The organism is Roseomonas alba, from assembly GCF_019430885.1.
Classification (GTDB): Bacteria; Pseudomonadota; Alphaproteobacteria; order Acetobacterales; family Acetobacteraceae; genus Neoroseomonas; species Neoroseomonas alba.
The window spans coordinates 179683-194530 of record NZ_JAHYBZ010000006.1 but is presented as its reverse complement, the minus strand read 5'-3'; the positions used below and the strand labels follow the sequence as shown (position 1 = coordinate 194530).

Below are 14848 nucleotides of genomic sequence, written 5' to 3'. Positions count from 1 at the left end.
GCCGGGCATTCCATGCATGGCGGGCAGTCGCGGTCGCAGCGCGCCCTTCCACCACGGCGCCGCAGCGCCCGGAAGTCCCGTTCCGTCCCGTCCGGCCGATGACAGCACGCATCGGCCATGCGCTGGAAGCGGCTGTGCGCCGGGCGCCGCGGATCGGTCTTGCCGATCCGTAACGCGCCGGCGGCGGCGCTATCGCCGGCCGCGCACCAATCGGCCGGGCAGGGCGCCGGTCGCCTCGCCGTCGCGGTAAGTCACCGTGCCCGCGACAATGGTCGCGGCATAGCCCCGCGCGCGCTGCAGCAGGCGCCGCCCGCCGGCCGGCAGGTCGGCGACCATGCGCGGGGCATCGAGGCCGAGCGCGGCGAGGTCGAACACGTTCACATCGGCGCGCAGCCCGGGCCGCAGCAATCCGCGATCCGACAGGCCGGCGGCGCGGGCGGTGTCCGAGGTCAGGCGCCGGACGATCTCGGGCAGGGCGAAGACCTGTTCCTTCGCGTCGCGTGCCCAATAGGCCAGCAGGAAGGTCGGGAAGGACCCGTCCGAGATGAACCCCACATGCGCCCCGCCGTCCGACAGCCCGGCGATGGCGTTGGGATGCCGCAGGCACTCCGCGCTGGCCGAGAGCGTGTAGTCGGCGAAGTTGGTCAGCGGCGCGAAGATGAAATCCGCGCCATCATGCGCGGTCAGTAGGTCATAGGCGACTTCCTCGGCGCTGCGGCCCTCGCGGCCGGCGATGGCGGCGATCGAGGCCTCGCGCGGGGGCGCGTAGTCGGGCGGGTCGCCGAAGGGGAACATGCGCTCGAAGGACAGGCGGGTGATGAGGGGGAAATTCGATCCGCTGACCCGGTCCTCGGACAGGATACGCGCGCGCAGGGCGGGGTCGCGCATGGCCTCGGCGCGTGCAGCGGCCGGCAGATGCGCGATCGCCTTGTAGGAGGCGCAGCCGGAGAAGGGATTCTGGCTGCCGTTCAGCCCGAGCAGGATGCCGATCGGGCGCGGCGGGAAGACCGGACGGATCGACAACCCATCGGCCGCCGCATGGTCCGACAAAGCGAGGAGTTCCTTCCACGCCTCGGTCCGGTCGTGCCGGGCGGTCAGGGAGAACAGCACCGGCTGGCCGGTCGCCTCCGACACGCGGCGGATCATGCCGAATTCGGTCGCCGGGTCCGGCGTGTTCCAGTCGGAGACGATCTCCAGGAGCCCGCCGCCGCCCTCGCGCAGCCCCTGGGCCAGCCCACGCAGCTCCTCCTCCTGTGCCCGCAGGGTCGGGGTCGGGTCCCCCTTCAGCGTCTTGTGGCTGATGGTCCGGCTGGTCGAGACGCCGAAGGCGCCGGCGCGGATCGCCTCGGCGGTCAGGGCGCGCATCGCCGCGATGTCGGCCTGGTTTGCGTTCTCCAGCGCGAGGCCGCGTTCGCCCATCACATGGACGCGCACCGCGCCGTGCGGCAGCAGGGCACAAATGTCGATGTCGCGGGGCTTAGCGTCCAGCGCGTCGAGATATTCGGGGAAGGTCTCCCAGCGCCAGTCGAGCCCCTCATGCAGGATGGGGCCGGGAATGTCCTCCACCCCCTCCATCAGCTCGATCAGCTTCTCGCGGTCGGCCTCGCGGCAGGGGGCGAAGCCGACCCCGCAATTGCCCATCACTGCGGTCGTCACGCCATGCCAGGCCGAAGGCGCGAGGTGGGAATCCCACACCGCTTGGCCGTCATAATGGGTGTGGATATCGACGAAGCCAGGGGTGACCAGCTTGCCGTCCGCGGCGATCTCCTCGCGGCCGCGCTCGGGCACGCGGCCGATGGCGGCGATGCGGCCGGCCTCGATCGCGACATCGGCCGCGTAGGGCGCGCCACCGCTGCCATCCACCACCGTGCCGCCCCGGATGACGAGATCCACCATGGTGCCGTTTCCTTCCCGTTTCACGCCAGCCTGGGCCGGGGGGGCAGGGGGCGTCAATCCGGGCTTTTGCTCAATTCTTGGGCAACACTCCGAAGGCATCTTGCTGCAGGGCGTGCACATCCGGTGGACCGCGGATTGCATCCATGGGAAATGCAGAATCAACGCATTCGGGACCGGTCATGTCGATCCACGTTGCCCTGACGCATCGTACCTCCTACCGCTATGAGCGGCCGGCGACCCTCGGCCCGCAGACCATCCGGCTGCGTCCGGCGCCGCACAGCCGAACGCCGGTGGTATCCTATGCGCTGAAGGTCGAACCGCAGCCGCACTTCCTGAACTGGCAGCAGGACCCGCAGGGCAATTTCCTCGCCCGGGTGGTCTTCCCCGAGCGGGTGACGCATTTCGACGTGTCGGTGGACCTCGTCGCCGACATGGCGACGATCAACCCCTTCGACTTCTTCCTGGAACCTGAGGCCGAGACTTGGCCCTTCGCCTATGACCCGGCGCTGGAGCAGGAGCTTGCGCCGTTCCGAAAGATCGAACCGGCCGGCCCGCTGCTGGACGCCCTGCTCGCGGAGGTGCCGCGCGTCGAACAGCGCACCGTCGACATGCTGGTGGCCATCAACCAGATGGTCCAGTCCCGCATCGCCTATGTCGTGCGCATGGAGCCCGGTGTCTGGTCACCCGAGAAGACCCTCGGCGAGGGCAAGGGGTCCTGCCGCGATTCCGGCTGGCTGCTGGTGCAACTCCTGCGCCGCCTCGGTTACGCGGCGCGTTTCGTTTCGGGCTACCTGATCCAGCTCGTCGCAGACCAGAAGCCGATCGAGGGGCCGGAAGGCCCGGAGGCCGACTTCACCGACCTGCATGCCTGGGCCGAGGTCTATCTGCCCGGCGCCGGCTGGATCGGCCTCGACGCCACCTCCGGCCTGATGACGGGGGAAGGGCACATCCCCCTCGCCGCGACGCCGGAACCGCAATCCGCCGCGCCGATCTCGGGCGCGCTGGAGAAGGTCGAGACCGAATTCGCCTTCGAGATGTCGGTCCGGCGCATCCGCGAGACGCCGCGCGTCACCAAGCCCTACACGGACACGCAGTGGGATGCGATCCGCAACGCCGGCGAGGGCGTGGACCGCAAGCTCAAGGCGCTCGGCCTGCGGCTGACCATGGGCGGCGAGCCGACCTTCGTCGCCGCCTCCGACCGCGATGCGGCCGAATGGAACACCGATGCTCTGGGCCCGACCAAGCGGAGCTATGCCGGGCGGCTGCTGCGGCGGCTTGCGCCGATGTGGTCGCCCGGCGCTGCGCTGACCTACAACATGGGCAAGCATTATCCCGGCGAGCAGCTTCCGCGCTGGGCGCTCTATTCCCATTGGCGGAAGGATGGGGAACCGGTCTGGACGGACCCGACGCTGCTCGCCTCGGACGATGACCGGGACAACGCCACGGCGGCCGATGCCGCGACCTTCGCCCGGCTGCTGGCTGAACGCCTCCAAGTCGATCCTGACCTCGTTCAGGGCGCGCATGAGGACATCCACTACTATCTGTGGAAGGAGCAGCGCCTGCCGGCCAATGTCGTGGTCGAGGACGCGAAGCTCGCCGATGAGCTGGAGCGCAAGCGCCTCGCCCGCGTCTTCGGCCAAGGGTTGTCGGCCGAGGTGGGCTCGGTGCTGCCGATCCGCCGCGTCATGCAGGATGGCGTGCGGCGCTGGCAGTCCGGCCGCTGGTTCTTCCGCGGCGAGCACCTGTTCCTGATCCCCGGCGACAGCCCGATCGGGCTGCGCCTGCCGCTCGCCTCGCTGCCCTGGATGAACCCCGAGGATGCTCGCCGCGTCCAGGAGTTCGAGGCCGATCCCTTCGCGTGGCGCGACGATCTGCCGCCGCATGCGGCCCTGCAGGCGCAGCGCGCGATGCGCGCGCAGATGCAGCCCGACACGCTCGATCAGCGGGCGCTGCGCACGCCGCGTCCCGGCGAGGGCACCGCGTCGAGCATCGAGGATTTCCGGCCGCAGCCCCAGGACATCCCCGTGGTCGGCGAGTCCGATCCCGGCGTGGTGCGTACCGCGCTCACGGTCGAATCCCGCGATGGCAAGCTGCACATCTTCTTCCCGCCGCTGTTTGCCGCCGAGGACTGGCTGGAGATGGTGGCCGCCATCGAGGGCACGGCCGCTGAGATGGGCCGCAAGGTCGTGCTGGAAGGCTATCTGCCGCCCTCCGATCCTCGCCTGCTGCATTTCTCCGTCACCCCCGATCCGGGCGTGATCGAGGTGAACATCCACCCGGCGAATGACTGGAAGGACATCGTCACCCGCACCGAGGCGCTCTACGAGGAAGCGCGCCAGGTCGGCCTCGCCGCCGAGAAGTTCATGACCGATGGCCGCCATGTCGGCACCGGCGGCGGCAACCATGTGGTGATGGGCGGGGAGGTGGTTTCGGAGAGCCCCTTCCTGCGCCGGCCGGACCTGCTGAAGTCGCTGGTCGGCTTCTGGCATAACCACCCCTCGCTATCCTACCTGTTCAGCGGCCTGTTCATTGGCCCGACCAGCCAGCATCCGCGCATCGACGAGGCGCGGATGGATGCGATCCACGAATTGGAGATTGCCTTCTCCAAGGTGCACGCCTGGCAGGAGGTGCCGCCCTGGCTGACCGACCGGCTGTTCCGCAACCTGCTCGCGGACATGACCGGCAACACACACCGCACGGAATTCTGCATCGACAAGATGTACGATCCGGGCAGTTCCGCGGGCCGCCGGGGCCTGGTCGAGTTCCGCGGCTTCGAGATGCCCCCGCACGCCCAGATGTCGGTCGTGCAGATGCTGCTGATGCGGTCCGCGCTCGCGGCCTTCTGGGAGCGTCCTTATGAGAAGCGGTTGATCCGCTGGGGCACGCGGCTGAACGACCAGTTCATGCTGCCGCACTACGCTGAGCAGGATTTCCGCGACGCGATCGACGAGTTGCGTGGTCTCGGCGCGCCGATCGACCCGTCCTGGTTCGACGTCCACATGGCGTTCCGCTTTCCGCTGATCGGGGAGGTGACGGTGCATGATGTCGGGCTCGAACTGCGCCATGCGCTCGAACCCTGGCATGTGCTGGCGGAGGACCAGGTCGCCGGCGGCACGGCCCGCTATGTCGATAGCAGCGCCGAGCGTGTCCAGGCGCGCGTGTCCAACTGGGTCGCCGATCGCTTCGTCCTGGCCGTCAACGGCGTCGGCGTGCCGCTGCGCGCGACCGAGCGCGCCGGGGAATATGTCGCGGGCATCCGCTTCAAGGCATGGAATCCGCCATCGTCGCTGCATCCGACCATCCGGCCGCAGTCGCCACTGATCCTCGACGTCTTCGATCGCTGGTCGGGGCGCAGCCTGGGCGGCATGACCTATCACGTCGCCCATCCGGGTGGGCGCAACTACGACCGCTATCCGGTGAATGCCAATGAGGCCGAGGCGCGTCGCCGGTCGCGCTTCTTCCCCTTCGGCCACACCGTCGGTCCGGCCGTGCCGCCCCAGCCCCAGGCTGGTCTTGAGCTTCCGTTCACCCTAGACCTCAGACGTCATGGCTGATTTCGGAGTCCTTCCCGCCCTCGACGAGATGGTCGATGGGCGCGGCGGGGTTCGCGCCCATTGGCGTCCGCTGCTCGGCATCCTCGGCGGGATGGGCGAAGGGGCGTTGGCCGACCGGGCCCGCCGCCTCGACCGTGCGGTCGAGGATGAGGGTATGGCGGGCGTGCTGCCGGGCGCGAAGCACGACGCGGTGTGGCGGTGCGATCCGCTGCCCATGGTGCTGCCCGCCTCGGAATTCGCGGACCTTGAAGCGGGGATGGTCCAGCGCGCCCGGCTGCTGGAGGCGGTGCTCGGCGATCTCTACGGGCCGCAGGCGCTGCTCTCCGAAGGGCTGGTCCCGCCGGAACTCGTCTTCGCCAATCCCGGCTTCCTGCGCGCCTGCCACAGCGCCGGGACGCCGCCACCGCAACCGCAACTCCATCTCTACGCCGCCGACCTGCTGCGCGGCCCGGATGGCCGCTGGCGCGTGCTCGCCGACCGTACCACCGCCCCTGCCGGGCCCGGCATGGCGCGGGAGAACCGCCGCCTGCTCGGCCGGGTGATGCCGGAGGCCTTCCGCGGCGCCCAGGTGCGGTCCATGCGGCCCTTCTTCGACCTGTGGCAGGATGCGGTGCAGCGCCTGGCCCCACCCGAGCGCGGCGACCCGGCCGTGGCCCTGCTGACGCGTGGCACGCAGAGCCCGCGCTGGTTCGAGGACATGCTGCTCTCGCGCGAGCTGTCCTGCGCGCTGGTGGAGAGCGGCGACCTCACGGTCCGCGACGGCACGCTGCACCTGAAGACCCTGCAGGGGCTGCAACGCGTCGACGTGCTGCTCTCCCGCGTCGAAGGGGCGACCCTCGACCCGCTGGAATCGAGCGAGGCCGGCACCTTCGGCGTGCCTGGTCTGCTCGACGCAGCGCGGCACGGCGCGGTGCGCATCCTGAACGCGCCCGGCGCGGCCCTGGCCGAGGCACCGGGCTTCGCGGCCTATCTGCCCGCCCTGGCGGAACGGCTGCTTGGCGAACCGCTTGCCCTGCCCTCGGTCGAAACGCTGTGGCTCGGCGCCGAGGGCGTGCCCGCCCGCATCGCACGCGAGTCCGGCTGGACGTTGCGCCGCGCCGCCGGCACCGCGCCGCTCGATGCCGGGCAGGCCGCGGCCCTGGCGCGCACCAATCCGGCCGGTTTCGTCGCGGCGCGGCTGACCACGCCCTCCCTCGTGCCCTGCGTCGTCGGGGACCGGCTGGAACCGCTGCCACTGGTGCTGCGGCTTTTCGCGGTCTTCGACGGGCAGGCCTGGCGGGTCATGCCGGGTGGCCTGGCCCGCATCGGCGAAGTCGGCGACCTCGGCGGCCCGTTGCCGCCACAGGGACTTTCGAAGGATGTCTGGGTGATTGCCGATGAGGGGGGCGACATCATCGGCCCCGCCGCGACCCATCTGCCGCCGCTGCCGATCCGTCGCGCGCCGGGCGCGCTGCCGTCCCGCGTCGCGGACAATCTGTTCTGGCTGGGGCGCTACACCGAAAGGCTGGAACGGGCGGCGCGGCTGGTGCGGGCGACCCAGGCGCGCATCTCCCGCGGGGTGGTGCTGCCGCGCGAGGCCGCCGAGGTCGCGGCGCTGGCGCGTTGCCTTGCCCAGGCCGGCTTCGTCGGCGCCGAGGAAGTCGCGGGTTCCGCGGCTGCGCAGGGCCTGCCCAGCGTCATTGCCGCCGCGCTGCGCGACAATGGCGTGGTGATGCAGCTTGCCGACCGCATCGCGGCACTGACCGCCATGGCGCGCGACCGCCTGACCGCGGACATGTATGCGACCTTCACCCTGACGCTGCGCGCGGCGCGGGCCGAGATGCAGCAGGCGGGCAGCAATCTGGAAGCCATCGGCCGCGCCATGATCGCGCTGCTGCGCTTCGCGACCGCGGTCGCGGGCGTCGCCGCCGAGAGCATGGTGCGCGGCGGCGCCTGGCTGTTCCTCGATCTCGGGCGCCGCGTGGAACGCGCGCAGGCGATCGCTTCCGAGGTGCAGTTCGCGCTCGACCAGCCGCCGGCGCGCATCGAGGGCGGGCTGCGGCTGATCCTCGAACTCTGTGACAGCGTCATCACCTATCGCTCGCGCTACCTGACCGTGCTCCAGCCGGCGCCGGCACTCGACCTCGTGCTCGCCGACACCTCGAATCCGCGCGCGCTTGCCTTCCAGCTCGAAGCCATCGCGCGCAACCTGTCGGAGGTCGCGAGCGCCGAGGACAGCGCCCTGCCGGGCGAGGCTGCCGCGCTCCTCGCGGAAGCCGAGGCGATGGTGCAAGAGGTGATCGGCGCGGAGGACCAGGCGATCGCCGCGGCCTCCCTGCCGCCACGGCTGGAGGCGATGGGCGAGCGCATTGGCGCGCTGTCGGATGCGGTGACGCGGCGCTACTTCGCGCTGCTGCCGGCGGCGCAGACCCTCGGGATGGAAAGCGTCGAGCCGGCCTTGCGGGGGGCCGCGTGATCTATCGCCTGCGTCACGTGACCACCTATGCCTATGCTCATGCGGTGGACCTCGCCGCGCATCTGCTGCTGCTGACGCCGCGCGCGCTGCCGCATCAGCGTGTCAGCCGTACGATGCTAGGCGTCACGCCGACGCCTTCCCACATGACCCAGGCAACGGATCACTTCGGTAATCAGGCGACGCGCGTCTTCCTCGACGTGCCGCATGAACGCTTCGAGGTCGTGGCCGAGGCTCTGGTGGAGGTGTGCTTTCCCGATCCGCCGCCCGCCGTGGTGACGCCGCCCTGGGAAGCGGTCGCCGCCAGCGCGCGGCGCAGCGAGGCCGCGGAGTTCGTCTTCCCAAGCCCGCTCGCCCCGCTGGTGCCGGCCGCGACGGGCTATGCCGCCGCCTCCTTTCCCGCCGGCCGGCCGGTCCTGGCCGGGCTGCTGGAGCTGATGGGGCGCATCCGGCGCGACTTCACCTACAAGGCCGGCGTGACGGGCATCCACACCCAGGTGGCCGAGGTGCTGTCCGGGCGCAGCGGCGTCTGCCAGGACTTCGCCCATGTGATGATCAGCGCGTTGCGCGGACTTGGCCTGCCGTCCCGCTACGTCTCCGGCTATGTGCGCACGCGCCCGCCGCCGGGCGGCGTCGCGCGGCGCGGCGCCGACCAGTCCCATGCCTGGGTCGAGGCCTGGATGGGGGAGGGGTTCGGCTGGGTCGGGCTCGACCCCACCAACGACATCGTGGTGCGGGATGAACACGTCGTGCTGGCCTGGGGTCGCGACTTCGCCGATGTCAGCCCGCTGCGCGGGGTGATTCTGGGTGGGGGCGAGCACGGGCTCTGGGTGGCCGTGGATCTCGAGGAAGCGGAAGGCCCCGTGCCAGCCTAGCGGCGACGAGCGCCGCCTGTTCATGCGTCTTTATGCACCGTTGCCCGCCCGCGGTGCAGGACTGCTTCCAGGCCGTGCAGCAGATGCATGCCGTGCGCAATTCCTGCCCATAGCGCGGTTGACGCGGCAGGCCCGCAAGATGACTGTTCGGCAACCCTGCGCGGAGATCAGCCATGAACGTCGTCAGCCCGCCTTCCGCCCTGCGCGGCATCAGCGAGGAGGAGTGGAGGATCCGTTGCGATCTCGCAGCACTCTACCGCCTGGTGGCGCATTTCCGGATGACAGACTTCATCTACACCCACATCAGCGCGCGGGTGCCGGGGCCGGAGCACCACTTCCTCATCAACAAGTACGGCGTGCTCTTCCATGAAATGCGCGCCTCCGACCTCGTGAAGATCGACCTCGACGGCAATGTCGTGGAGGAAGGTTCGGAATCGAAGCCGGTGAACGCCGCGGGCTTCACCATCCATTCCGCCATCCACATGGCGCGCGAGGATGCGCATGTGGTCGTGCACACCCACACCGAGGCGGGCATCGCGGTCTCGGCCCAGCGCCAGGGCCTGCTGCCGATCAGCCAGCACGCGCTGAAGTTCTACGGGCACCTTGCCTATCACGACTATGAGGGTATCGCCCTCGACCTCGATGAGCGGGAGCGCCTGGTGAAGGATCTCGGCACCCACAATGCGATGATCCTGCGCAATCACGGCCTGCTGGTCTGCGGCCAGCACTGCGCCGAAGCGTTCCTCAACATCTACTACCTCGAGCGCGCCTGCCAGGCGCAGATATCCGCCATGGCGGGCGGGGCCGAGCTGGTGCTGCCGCCGGAATCGGTGCGCCAGCACACCGCGGGCCAGTTCAACCGCCCGAACAAGGGGCAGGATGGCTTCGCCATGGCCTGGGGCGCGGCGCTGCGCCTCATCGAGGACGGCAAGCCGGACTACCGCTCGTGACTGCTGATCTGCTGATTGCCGGCGGCCGCGTCTTCCGCGGTCTCGCCGGCGGCTTCACTGACGCGGTGGCGGTGAAGGATGGGCGCGTGCTCGCGCTCGGTGAGGATGCGCTGGCGGCGGCCGGGGCGGGGACGAAGCGGATCGACCTCGGCGGTCGCATCGCCATCCCGGCCTTCAATGAAGCGCATATGCATCTGCTGCCCTATGGCATCGGCCTCGCCAATGTGAATCTCCGCGCGGAGGAAGTGCGCACGCTCGATGAGCTGCTGCGCCGCATCCGCGTTGCCGCCCAGGCGGCGCCGAAGGGCGGATGGGTGCTGGGGCGCGGCTACGACCATGGCGAGCTCGATGTCGGGCGCCACCCGACCGCCGAGGAGCTCGACGCAGCTTCGCCGGACAATCCGGTGCTGATCGTGCGCACTTGCGGACATGTCGGCGTGGCGAACAGCATGGCGATGAAGCTCGCCGGCGTTGGCCACAACACGCCGAACCCGGAAGGCGGCGTCATCGTCCGCAAGAACGGCAAGCTGACCGGCGAATTCCAGGAACGCGCAAAGCGCCTGATCATGGATGTCGTCCCGCAGCCGGACCAGGCGCGGATGGTGGCGGCGATCGGCGCGGCGAATGACTATCTCGCCTCGCTGGGCTTCGCCTCGGCGACCGACATGAATGTCGGCATGACGGCGGGTTTCGCCGAGATCGCGGCCTATGAGGCGGCGCTCGCGCAGGGCAAGCTGCCGCTGCGCATGTGGCAGGTGCTGGCGGGCAATCCGGAAGGCATCGCGCAGAAGGCCTGGGCCGAGGGCATGCGCCCGATGCAGGGCGACGATTCGCTGCGCTGGGGCGCGGTGAAGGTCTTCGCGGACGGGTCGGCCGGCGGCCTGACCGCGGCCTTCTTCGACCCCTATGTCGAGGCGATGGGCGGTGGCACCGGCGTCTTCACCTTCCCGGACGAGAAGATCCACGCCCTGCTGAAGCTCTACCATGAGCAGGGTTGGCAGCTCGACATCCACGCCATCGGCGATGCCGCGATCGAGCAGGTGCTGGTGGGCATGGAAGCGGCCGACAGCGAGACGCATCCCTTCATGGGCCGCCGCCACCGCATCGAGCATTGCGGCTTCGTCACCCGCGATCAGCGCAGGCGGATGAAGGCGCGCGACATCCATCCCGTGCCGCAATCGACCTTCATGTACGAGTTCGGCGATCTCTACGTGAAGGTCCTTGGGCATGAGCGGTCGGACCGCGCCTATCCGATGAAGACCTGGCTCGATGAGGGCGCGCATCCTGCGGCTTCTTCGGACTGCCCGGTCTGCACCGTCGATCCCTTCATCAACCTCTTCACCATGGTCACCCGCAAGACCAACAAGGGGACGGTGCTGGGGCCGGAGGAGATGCTGACGCCGGAAGAAGCGGTGCATTGCTACACCTGGTGCGGCGCCTTCACGCAGTTCGCGGAGGAGCGCAAGGGCACGCTCGAGGTCGGCATGCTCGCTGACATCGCGGTGTTGTCGAAGGACGTCTTCTCCATCCATCCGGACGAGATACTGAAGACCCAGGCGGATCTGACCTTCCGCGACGGTGTTGCGATCTTCGACCGGCACGGGGAGGCAGCAGGCGTGGTGGCGGCGCAATAACGTGCTGCGTCATGCGTTGCATCGCCTGCTGCTCGCCATTCCCGTCATGTTCGGGGTGGTGCTGATCGGCTTCCTTCTGATGCAGGTGGTGCCGACCGACCCCGCGATCGTCCGCGCTGGGCCGGCCGCCACGCCGGACGTGATCGCGGCGATCCGGGCCGATCTCGGCCTGGATCAGCCGCTTACCGTCCAGTTCGGGCTTTATGTGTGGCGGCTGCTACATGGGGATCTCGGCACCTCGATCATCAACAATGTGCCGGTGGTGCAGGAATTGGGTGCCACCATCGGGCCGACGCTCGAACTGATGGTGGCGAGCCTGTTCTGGTCCATTCCGCTTGGCATCCTGCTCGGTACCCTCGCGGGGTATTGGCGCGGGTCGCTGCTCGACCGCGCCATCATGGCACTGTCCGTCGCGGGCGTGTCGGTACCGGTGTTCTTTGTCGGGCTGATGCTGATCTGGTTCGTCGGCTTCCAGTGGCAGTTGCTGCCCTTCACCGGGCGGGCCGGGCCGATCTGGACCTGGGATGGCATCCAGTCGCTGATCCTGCCGGCGGTCTCGCTGGGCGGCGTCTTCGTCGGTCCGGTGGCGCGCATGACGCGCACCGCCGTGCTGGACGTGCTCTCCGCCGACCATGTCCGCACTGCGCGGGCCAAGGGACTGACCGAGCGGTTGGTCGTAACACGCCATGCGCTGCGCAACGCGATGGTGCCGGTGGTGACGCTGATCGGCCTGCAGATCGGCTTCCTGCTGGGCGGCGCGGTGGTGACGGAGACGGTGTTCTCCTGGCCGGGCGTCGGGCGGCTCGCCGTGGGCGCCATCCTGTCTTCCGATTTCCCGATGGCGCAGGGGACCATCATCGTGCTGTCGCTTGGTTTCATCATCGTCAACCTCGCCGTGGATGTGCTCTACGCGGCGCTCGACCCGCGGGTGCGCGGGGCATGAGCGCGGCCATCGAGACGACCGACGAACCGGTCGCGCCGCCGCGCCCGGGTGTGCTGTCGCGCCTGCTGCGCGATCCGGGGGCGGCGATCTGCCTGGTGCTCGTCGTCCTGCTGATCGCCGCGGCGGTTTTCGCGCCGCTGCTGGCGCCGACCGATCCCTATGACAACGACCTCTCGCTCGCCATGCAGCCGCCGGGCAGTGAGGGGCTGCCGCTCGGCGCGGATGCCCAGGGACGCAACCTGATCACGCGGCTGCTGTTCGGGCTGCGCGTGTCCCTGCTGATGGGCTTTGCGGCGGTGCTGGTGGGTGGCGGCATCGGGGCGATGCTCGGCTTCGTGGCCGCCTTCTACCAGCGCTGGCTGGACGGGCCGATCATGCGGCTGATGGACATGCTGCTGTCCTTCCCCGCAATCCTGGTGGGCCTCGCCATCGCGGCGATCTTCGGGCCGGGCATCCTGTCCGTCGTCATCGCGCTGTCGGTCGCGACCATCCCGCTGATGGCGCGCATCGTACGCGGCTCGGCGCTGGTGGTGATGCGGCTCGACTACATCGAGGCGGCGCGGGCGACGGGCATGACGGATGCGCGGCTGATCTTCCGGCACCTCGCGCCCAACTGCCTGTCGGCGATCTTCGTCTTCGCGACGCTGCGCTTCGGGCAGGTGATCCTGCTGGGGTCGGCGCTGTCCTTCCTGGGGCTCGGGGCACAGCCGCCGATCCCGGAACTGGGGGCGATGGCGTCGGAGGGGCGCAACTTCCTCTTCTTCGCCCCGCACATCGCGGTGATCCCCTGCGTCGTGATCTTCGTGATCGTGCTGGCATTCAACGTGCTGGGTGATGCGCTGCGCGACGCGCTCGACCCACGGCTCCGCTTTTGACTCAACAACGATGTACGGGAGACTTCACATGATGCGTAAGACGATCGGCGCGGCCGCGCTGGCGCTGGCCGCCGTGCTGCCGGCGCAGCAGGCGGCGGCCCAGGCCAATCCGCGCAACACGCTGCAGATCCTGCGCCAGCTCGATTCCGACAACTACGATCCGCCGCGCTCGACCGCGCGCGCGGCGAGCGAAGTGCTCTACATGATGGGCGACACGCTGGTGTCCATGGATTGGGACCAGACGACCGTGCGCCCGGGCCTCGCCGAGAGCTGGGAGGTCAGCCCGGACGGCCTGACCTACACCTTCCACCTGCGCCGCGACGTGAAGTTCTGCGACGGCAAGCCCTTCACCGCGCGCGACGTGGTCTACACCATCAATCGCTGGCTCGATCCCGCGACGCGCTCCCCGGTGCGCTGGCGCGCGGGCCCGGTGAAGGAAGTCCGCGCCGTCGACGACTACACGGTGCAGTACGAGCTGACCGCGCCCTATGGCGAGTTGCTCTACCAGCTCACCCTGTCCTTCGCGACCATCGTGGACCAGGCTTCGGTCGAACGGCTGGGCCAGAATTTCGGCGTGCAGGGCTTCAACGGCACTGGCCCCTATTGCTGGGCGTCCTGGACGCCGCGGCAGGAGCTCGTCCTGACGCGGCATGAGGGCTACACCTGGGGCCCGCCGATCTACCAGAACCCGGCGCCACAGGTGGACCGCGTGGTGTGGCGCATCATCCCGGAAAGCCAGACGCGCCTCGCCGCGATGCAGACCGGACAGGGCGATGTGACGCAGTACATCCCCTACATCGCCGTCAACCAACTCCGCCGCATGCCGAACATCCGCATGTCGACCCAGGAAAACTACTTCTGGGACTACTTCATCGGCTTCAAGGTGGACAAGCCGGTGATGAACGACCCGGAGATCCGTCGCGCCATCAACCTCGGCGTGAACCGCGCGGCGGCGGTGCAGGCGACCTTCTTCGGCGCGGCGACGCCGATGCGCGGCTACCTGAACCCGAATGTCGCGGGCTTCGACCAGCAGGCCGCGAACGAGGTGCCGCAGTTCAATGCCGATGAGGCGAAGCGCGTGCTCGACGCCGCGGGCTGGGTGCCCGGGTCGGACGGCATCCGCGTGAAGAACGGCCAGCGGGCCACCTTCGTGGTCTATGGCAGCCAGAGCGAGGTCAGCCGTCAGATCCTCGAATCCATGCAGGCCGATCTGCGGCGCATTGGCATCGAGATGCGCATCCAGCTCTGGGACGGCACGGTGGTGTGGGGGCGCCTGGCGACGCAGGAATTCGACGCCTTCATCATGTCCTATCCCTATGTGACGGCGTCGGATGCCTTCTCGCTGTATTTCGCGAGCGGCAATCGCCCGACGCCGAACCGCATGAACTGGGTGGACGCGGCGACCGACGAGGCGCTGGTGCAGTCGCGCACCGCCGTCGATCCGGCGGCGCGGGCCGCGGCCATCGCCCGCGCGCAGCGCATCATCGCCGAGAACAATGTCTGGCTGCCGCTGGCGCATGAACAGATCTGGGTCGCCTCGGCACCACGGGTCGAGGGCGTGCGTGCGCATGGCCTCTACGGCGTCGCGCTGTACAAGGGCCTCGACATCCGGCTGACGCGCTGACGATCTGGGCGGGGCCGTTCCCATGGCCCCGCCCGCCACGACCGA

General features: G+C 69.4%; 9 protein-coding genes. 8 read left to right on the top strand and 1 reads right to left on the bottom strand.

The genetic code is table 11. The features are described 5' to 3' along the window. Positions 1-189: 189 nt before the first annotated feature. On the bottom strand, positions 190-1896 hold the full coding sequence (locus tag KPL78_RS17735; protein WP_219764317.1) for an N-acyl-D-amino-acid deacylase family protein: 1707 nt from the start codon (positions 1894-1896) through the stop codon (positions 190-192). A 179-nt stretch (positions 1897-2075) separates the two neighbouring features. On the opposite strand from KPL78_RS17735, the gene KPL78_RS17730 reads away from it, so the two are divergent. The 8 genes from KPL78_RS17730 to KPL78_RS17695 all read left to right on the top strand — a co-directional run bounded on the left by KPL78_RS17730 (position 2076) and on the right by KPL78_RS17695 (position 14803). Then, complete coding sequence (locus KPL78_RS17730) at positions 2076-5450, top strand: transglutaminase family protein (protein ID WP_219764316.1); 3375 nt, start codon at positions 2076-2078, stop codon at positions 5448-5450. Beyond that, entirely contained in the window at positions 5443-7905 is a 2463-nt protein-coding gene (locus KPL78_RS17725; protein WP_219764315.1) for a circularly permuted type 2 ATP-grasp protein, read from the top strand. Before KPL78_RS17730 ends, KPL78_RS17725 begins: the two co-directional genes overlap by 8 nt. Further along, on the top strand, positions 7902-8777 hold the full coding sequence (locus KPL78_RS17720) for a transglutaminase family protein (protein WP_219764314.1): 876 nt from the start codon (positions 7902-7904) through the stop codon (positions 8775-8777). Before KPL78_RS17725 ends, KPL78_RS17720 begins: the two co-directional genes overlap by 4 nt. Before the next feature lie 173 nt (positions 8778-8950). Continuing rightward, the gene (locus KPL78_RS17715) at positions 8951-9727 is read left to right on the top strand and encodes a class II aldolase/adducin family protein (RefSeq protein WP_219764313.1); all 777 of its coding nucleotides are present in this window, start codon (positions 8951-8953) and stop codon (positions 9725-9727) included. Then, positions 9724-11361 carry an amidohydrolase gene (locus KPL78_RS17710; RefSeq protein ID WP_219764312.1) on the top strand — a complete coding sequence of 546 codons (1638 nt, stop codon included), beginning with the start codon at positions 9724-9726 and terminating at the stop codon, positions 11359-11361. The genes KPL78_RS17715 and KPL78_RS17710 overlap by 4 nt, the downstream gene beginning before the upstream one ends. A 1-nt stretch (position 11362) precedes the next feature. After that, positions 11363-12304, top strand: a complete 942-nt coding sequence (locus KPL78_RS17705; protein WP_219764311.1) for an ABC transporter permease — start codon at positions 11363-11365, stop codon at positions 12302-12304. Then, entirely contained in the window at positions 12301-13179 is an 879-nt protein-coding gene (locus KPL78_RS17700; protein WP_219764310.1) for an ABC transporter permease, read from the top strand. Before KPL78_RS17705 ends, KPL78_RS17700 begins: the two co-directional genes overlap by 4 nt. Positions 13180-13207: 28 nt before the next feature. Continuing rightward, on the top strand, positions 13208-14803 hold the full coding sequence (locus KPL78_RS17695) for an ABC transporter substrate-binding protein (protein WP_255569155.1): 1596 nt from the start codon (positions 13208-13210) through the stop codon (positions 14801-14803). Positions 14804-14848: the final 45 nt, after the last annotated feature.

Bases quoted from the DNA above. Each gene is read 5' to 3' on its own strand.
- KPL78_RS17700 (WP_219764310.1), top strand. From the start codon at position 12,301: ATGAGCGCGGCCATCGAGACGACCGACGAACCGGTCGCGCCGCCGCGC.
- KPL78_RS17730 (WP_219764316.1), top strand. From the start codon at position 2,076: ATGTCGATCCACGTTGCCCTGACGCATCGTACCTCCTACCGCTATGAG.
- KPL78_RS17725 (WP_219764315.1), top strand. From the start codon at position 5,443: ATGGCTGATTTCGGAGTCCTTCCCGCCCTCGACGAGATGGTCGATGGG.
- KPL78_RS17715 (WP_219764313.1), top strand. From the start codon at position 8,951: ATGAACGTCGTCAGCCCGCCTTCCGCCCTGCGCGGCATCAGCGAGGAG.
- KPL78_RS17735 (WP_219764317.1), bottom strand. From the start codon at position 1,896: ATGGTGGATCTCGTCATCCGGGGCGGCACGGTGGTGGATGGCAGCGGT.
- KPL78_RS17695 (WP_255569155.1), top strand. From the start codon at position 13,208: ATGATGCGTAAGACGATCGGCGCGGCCGCGCTGGCGCTGGCCGCCGTG.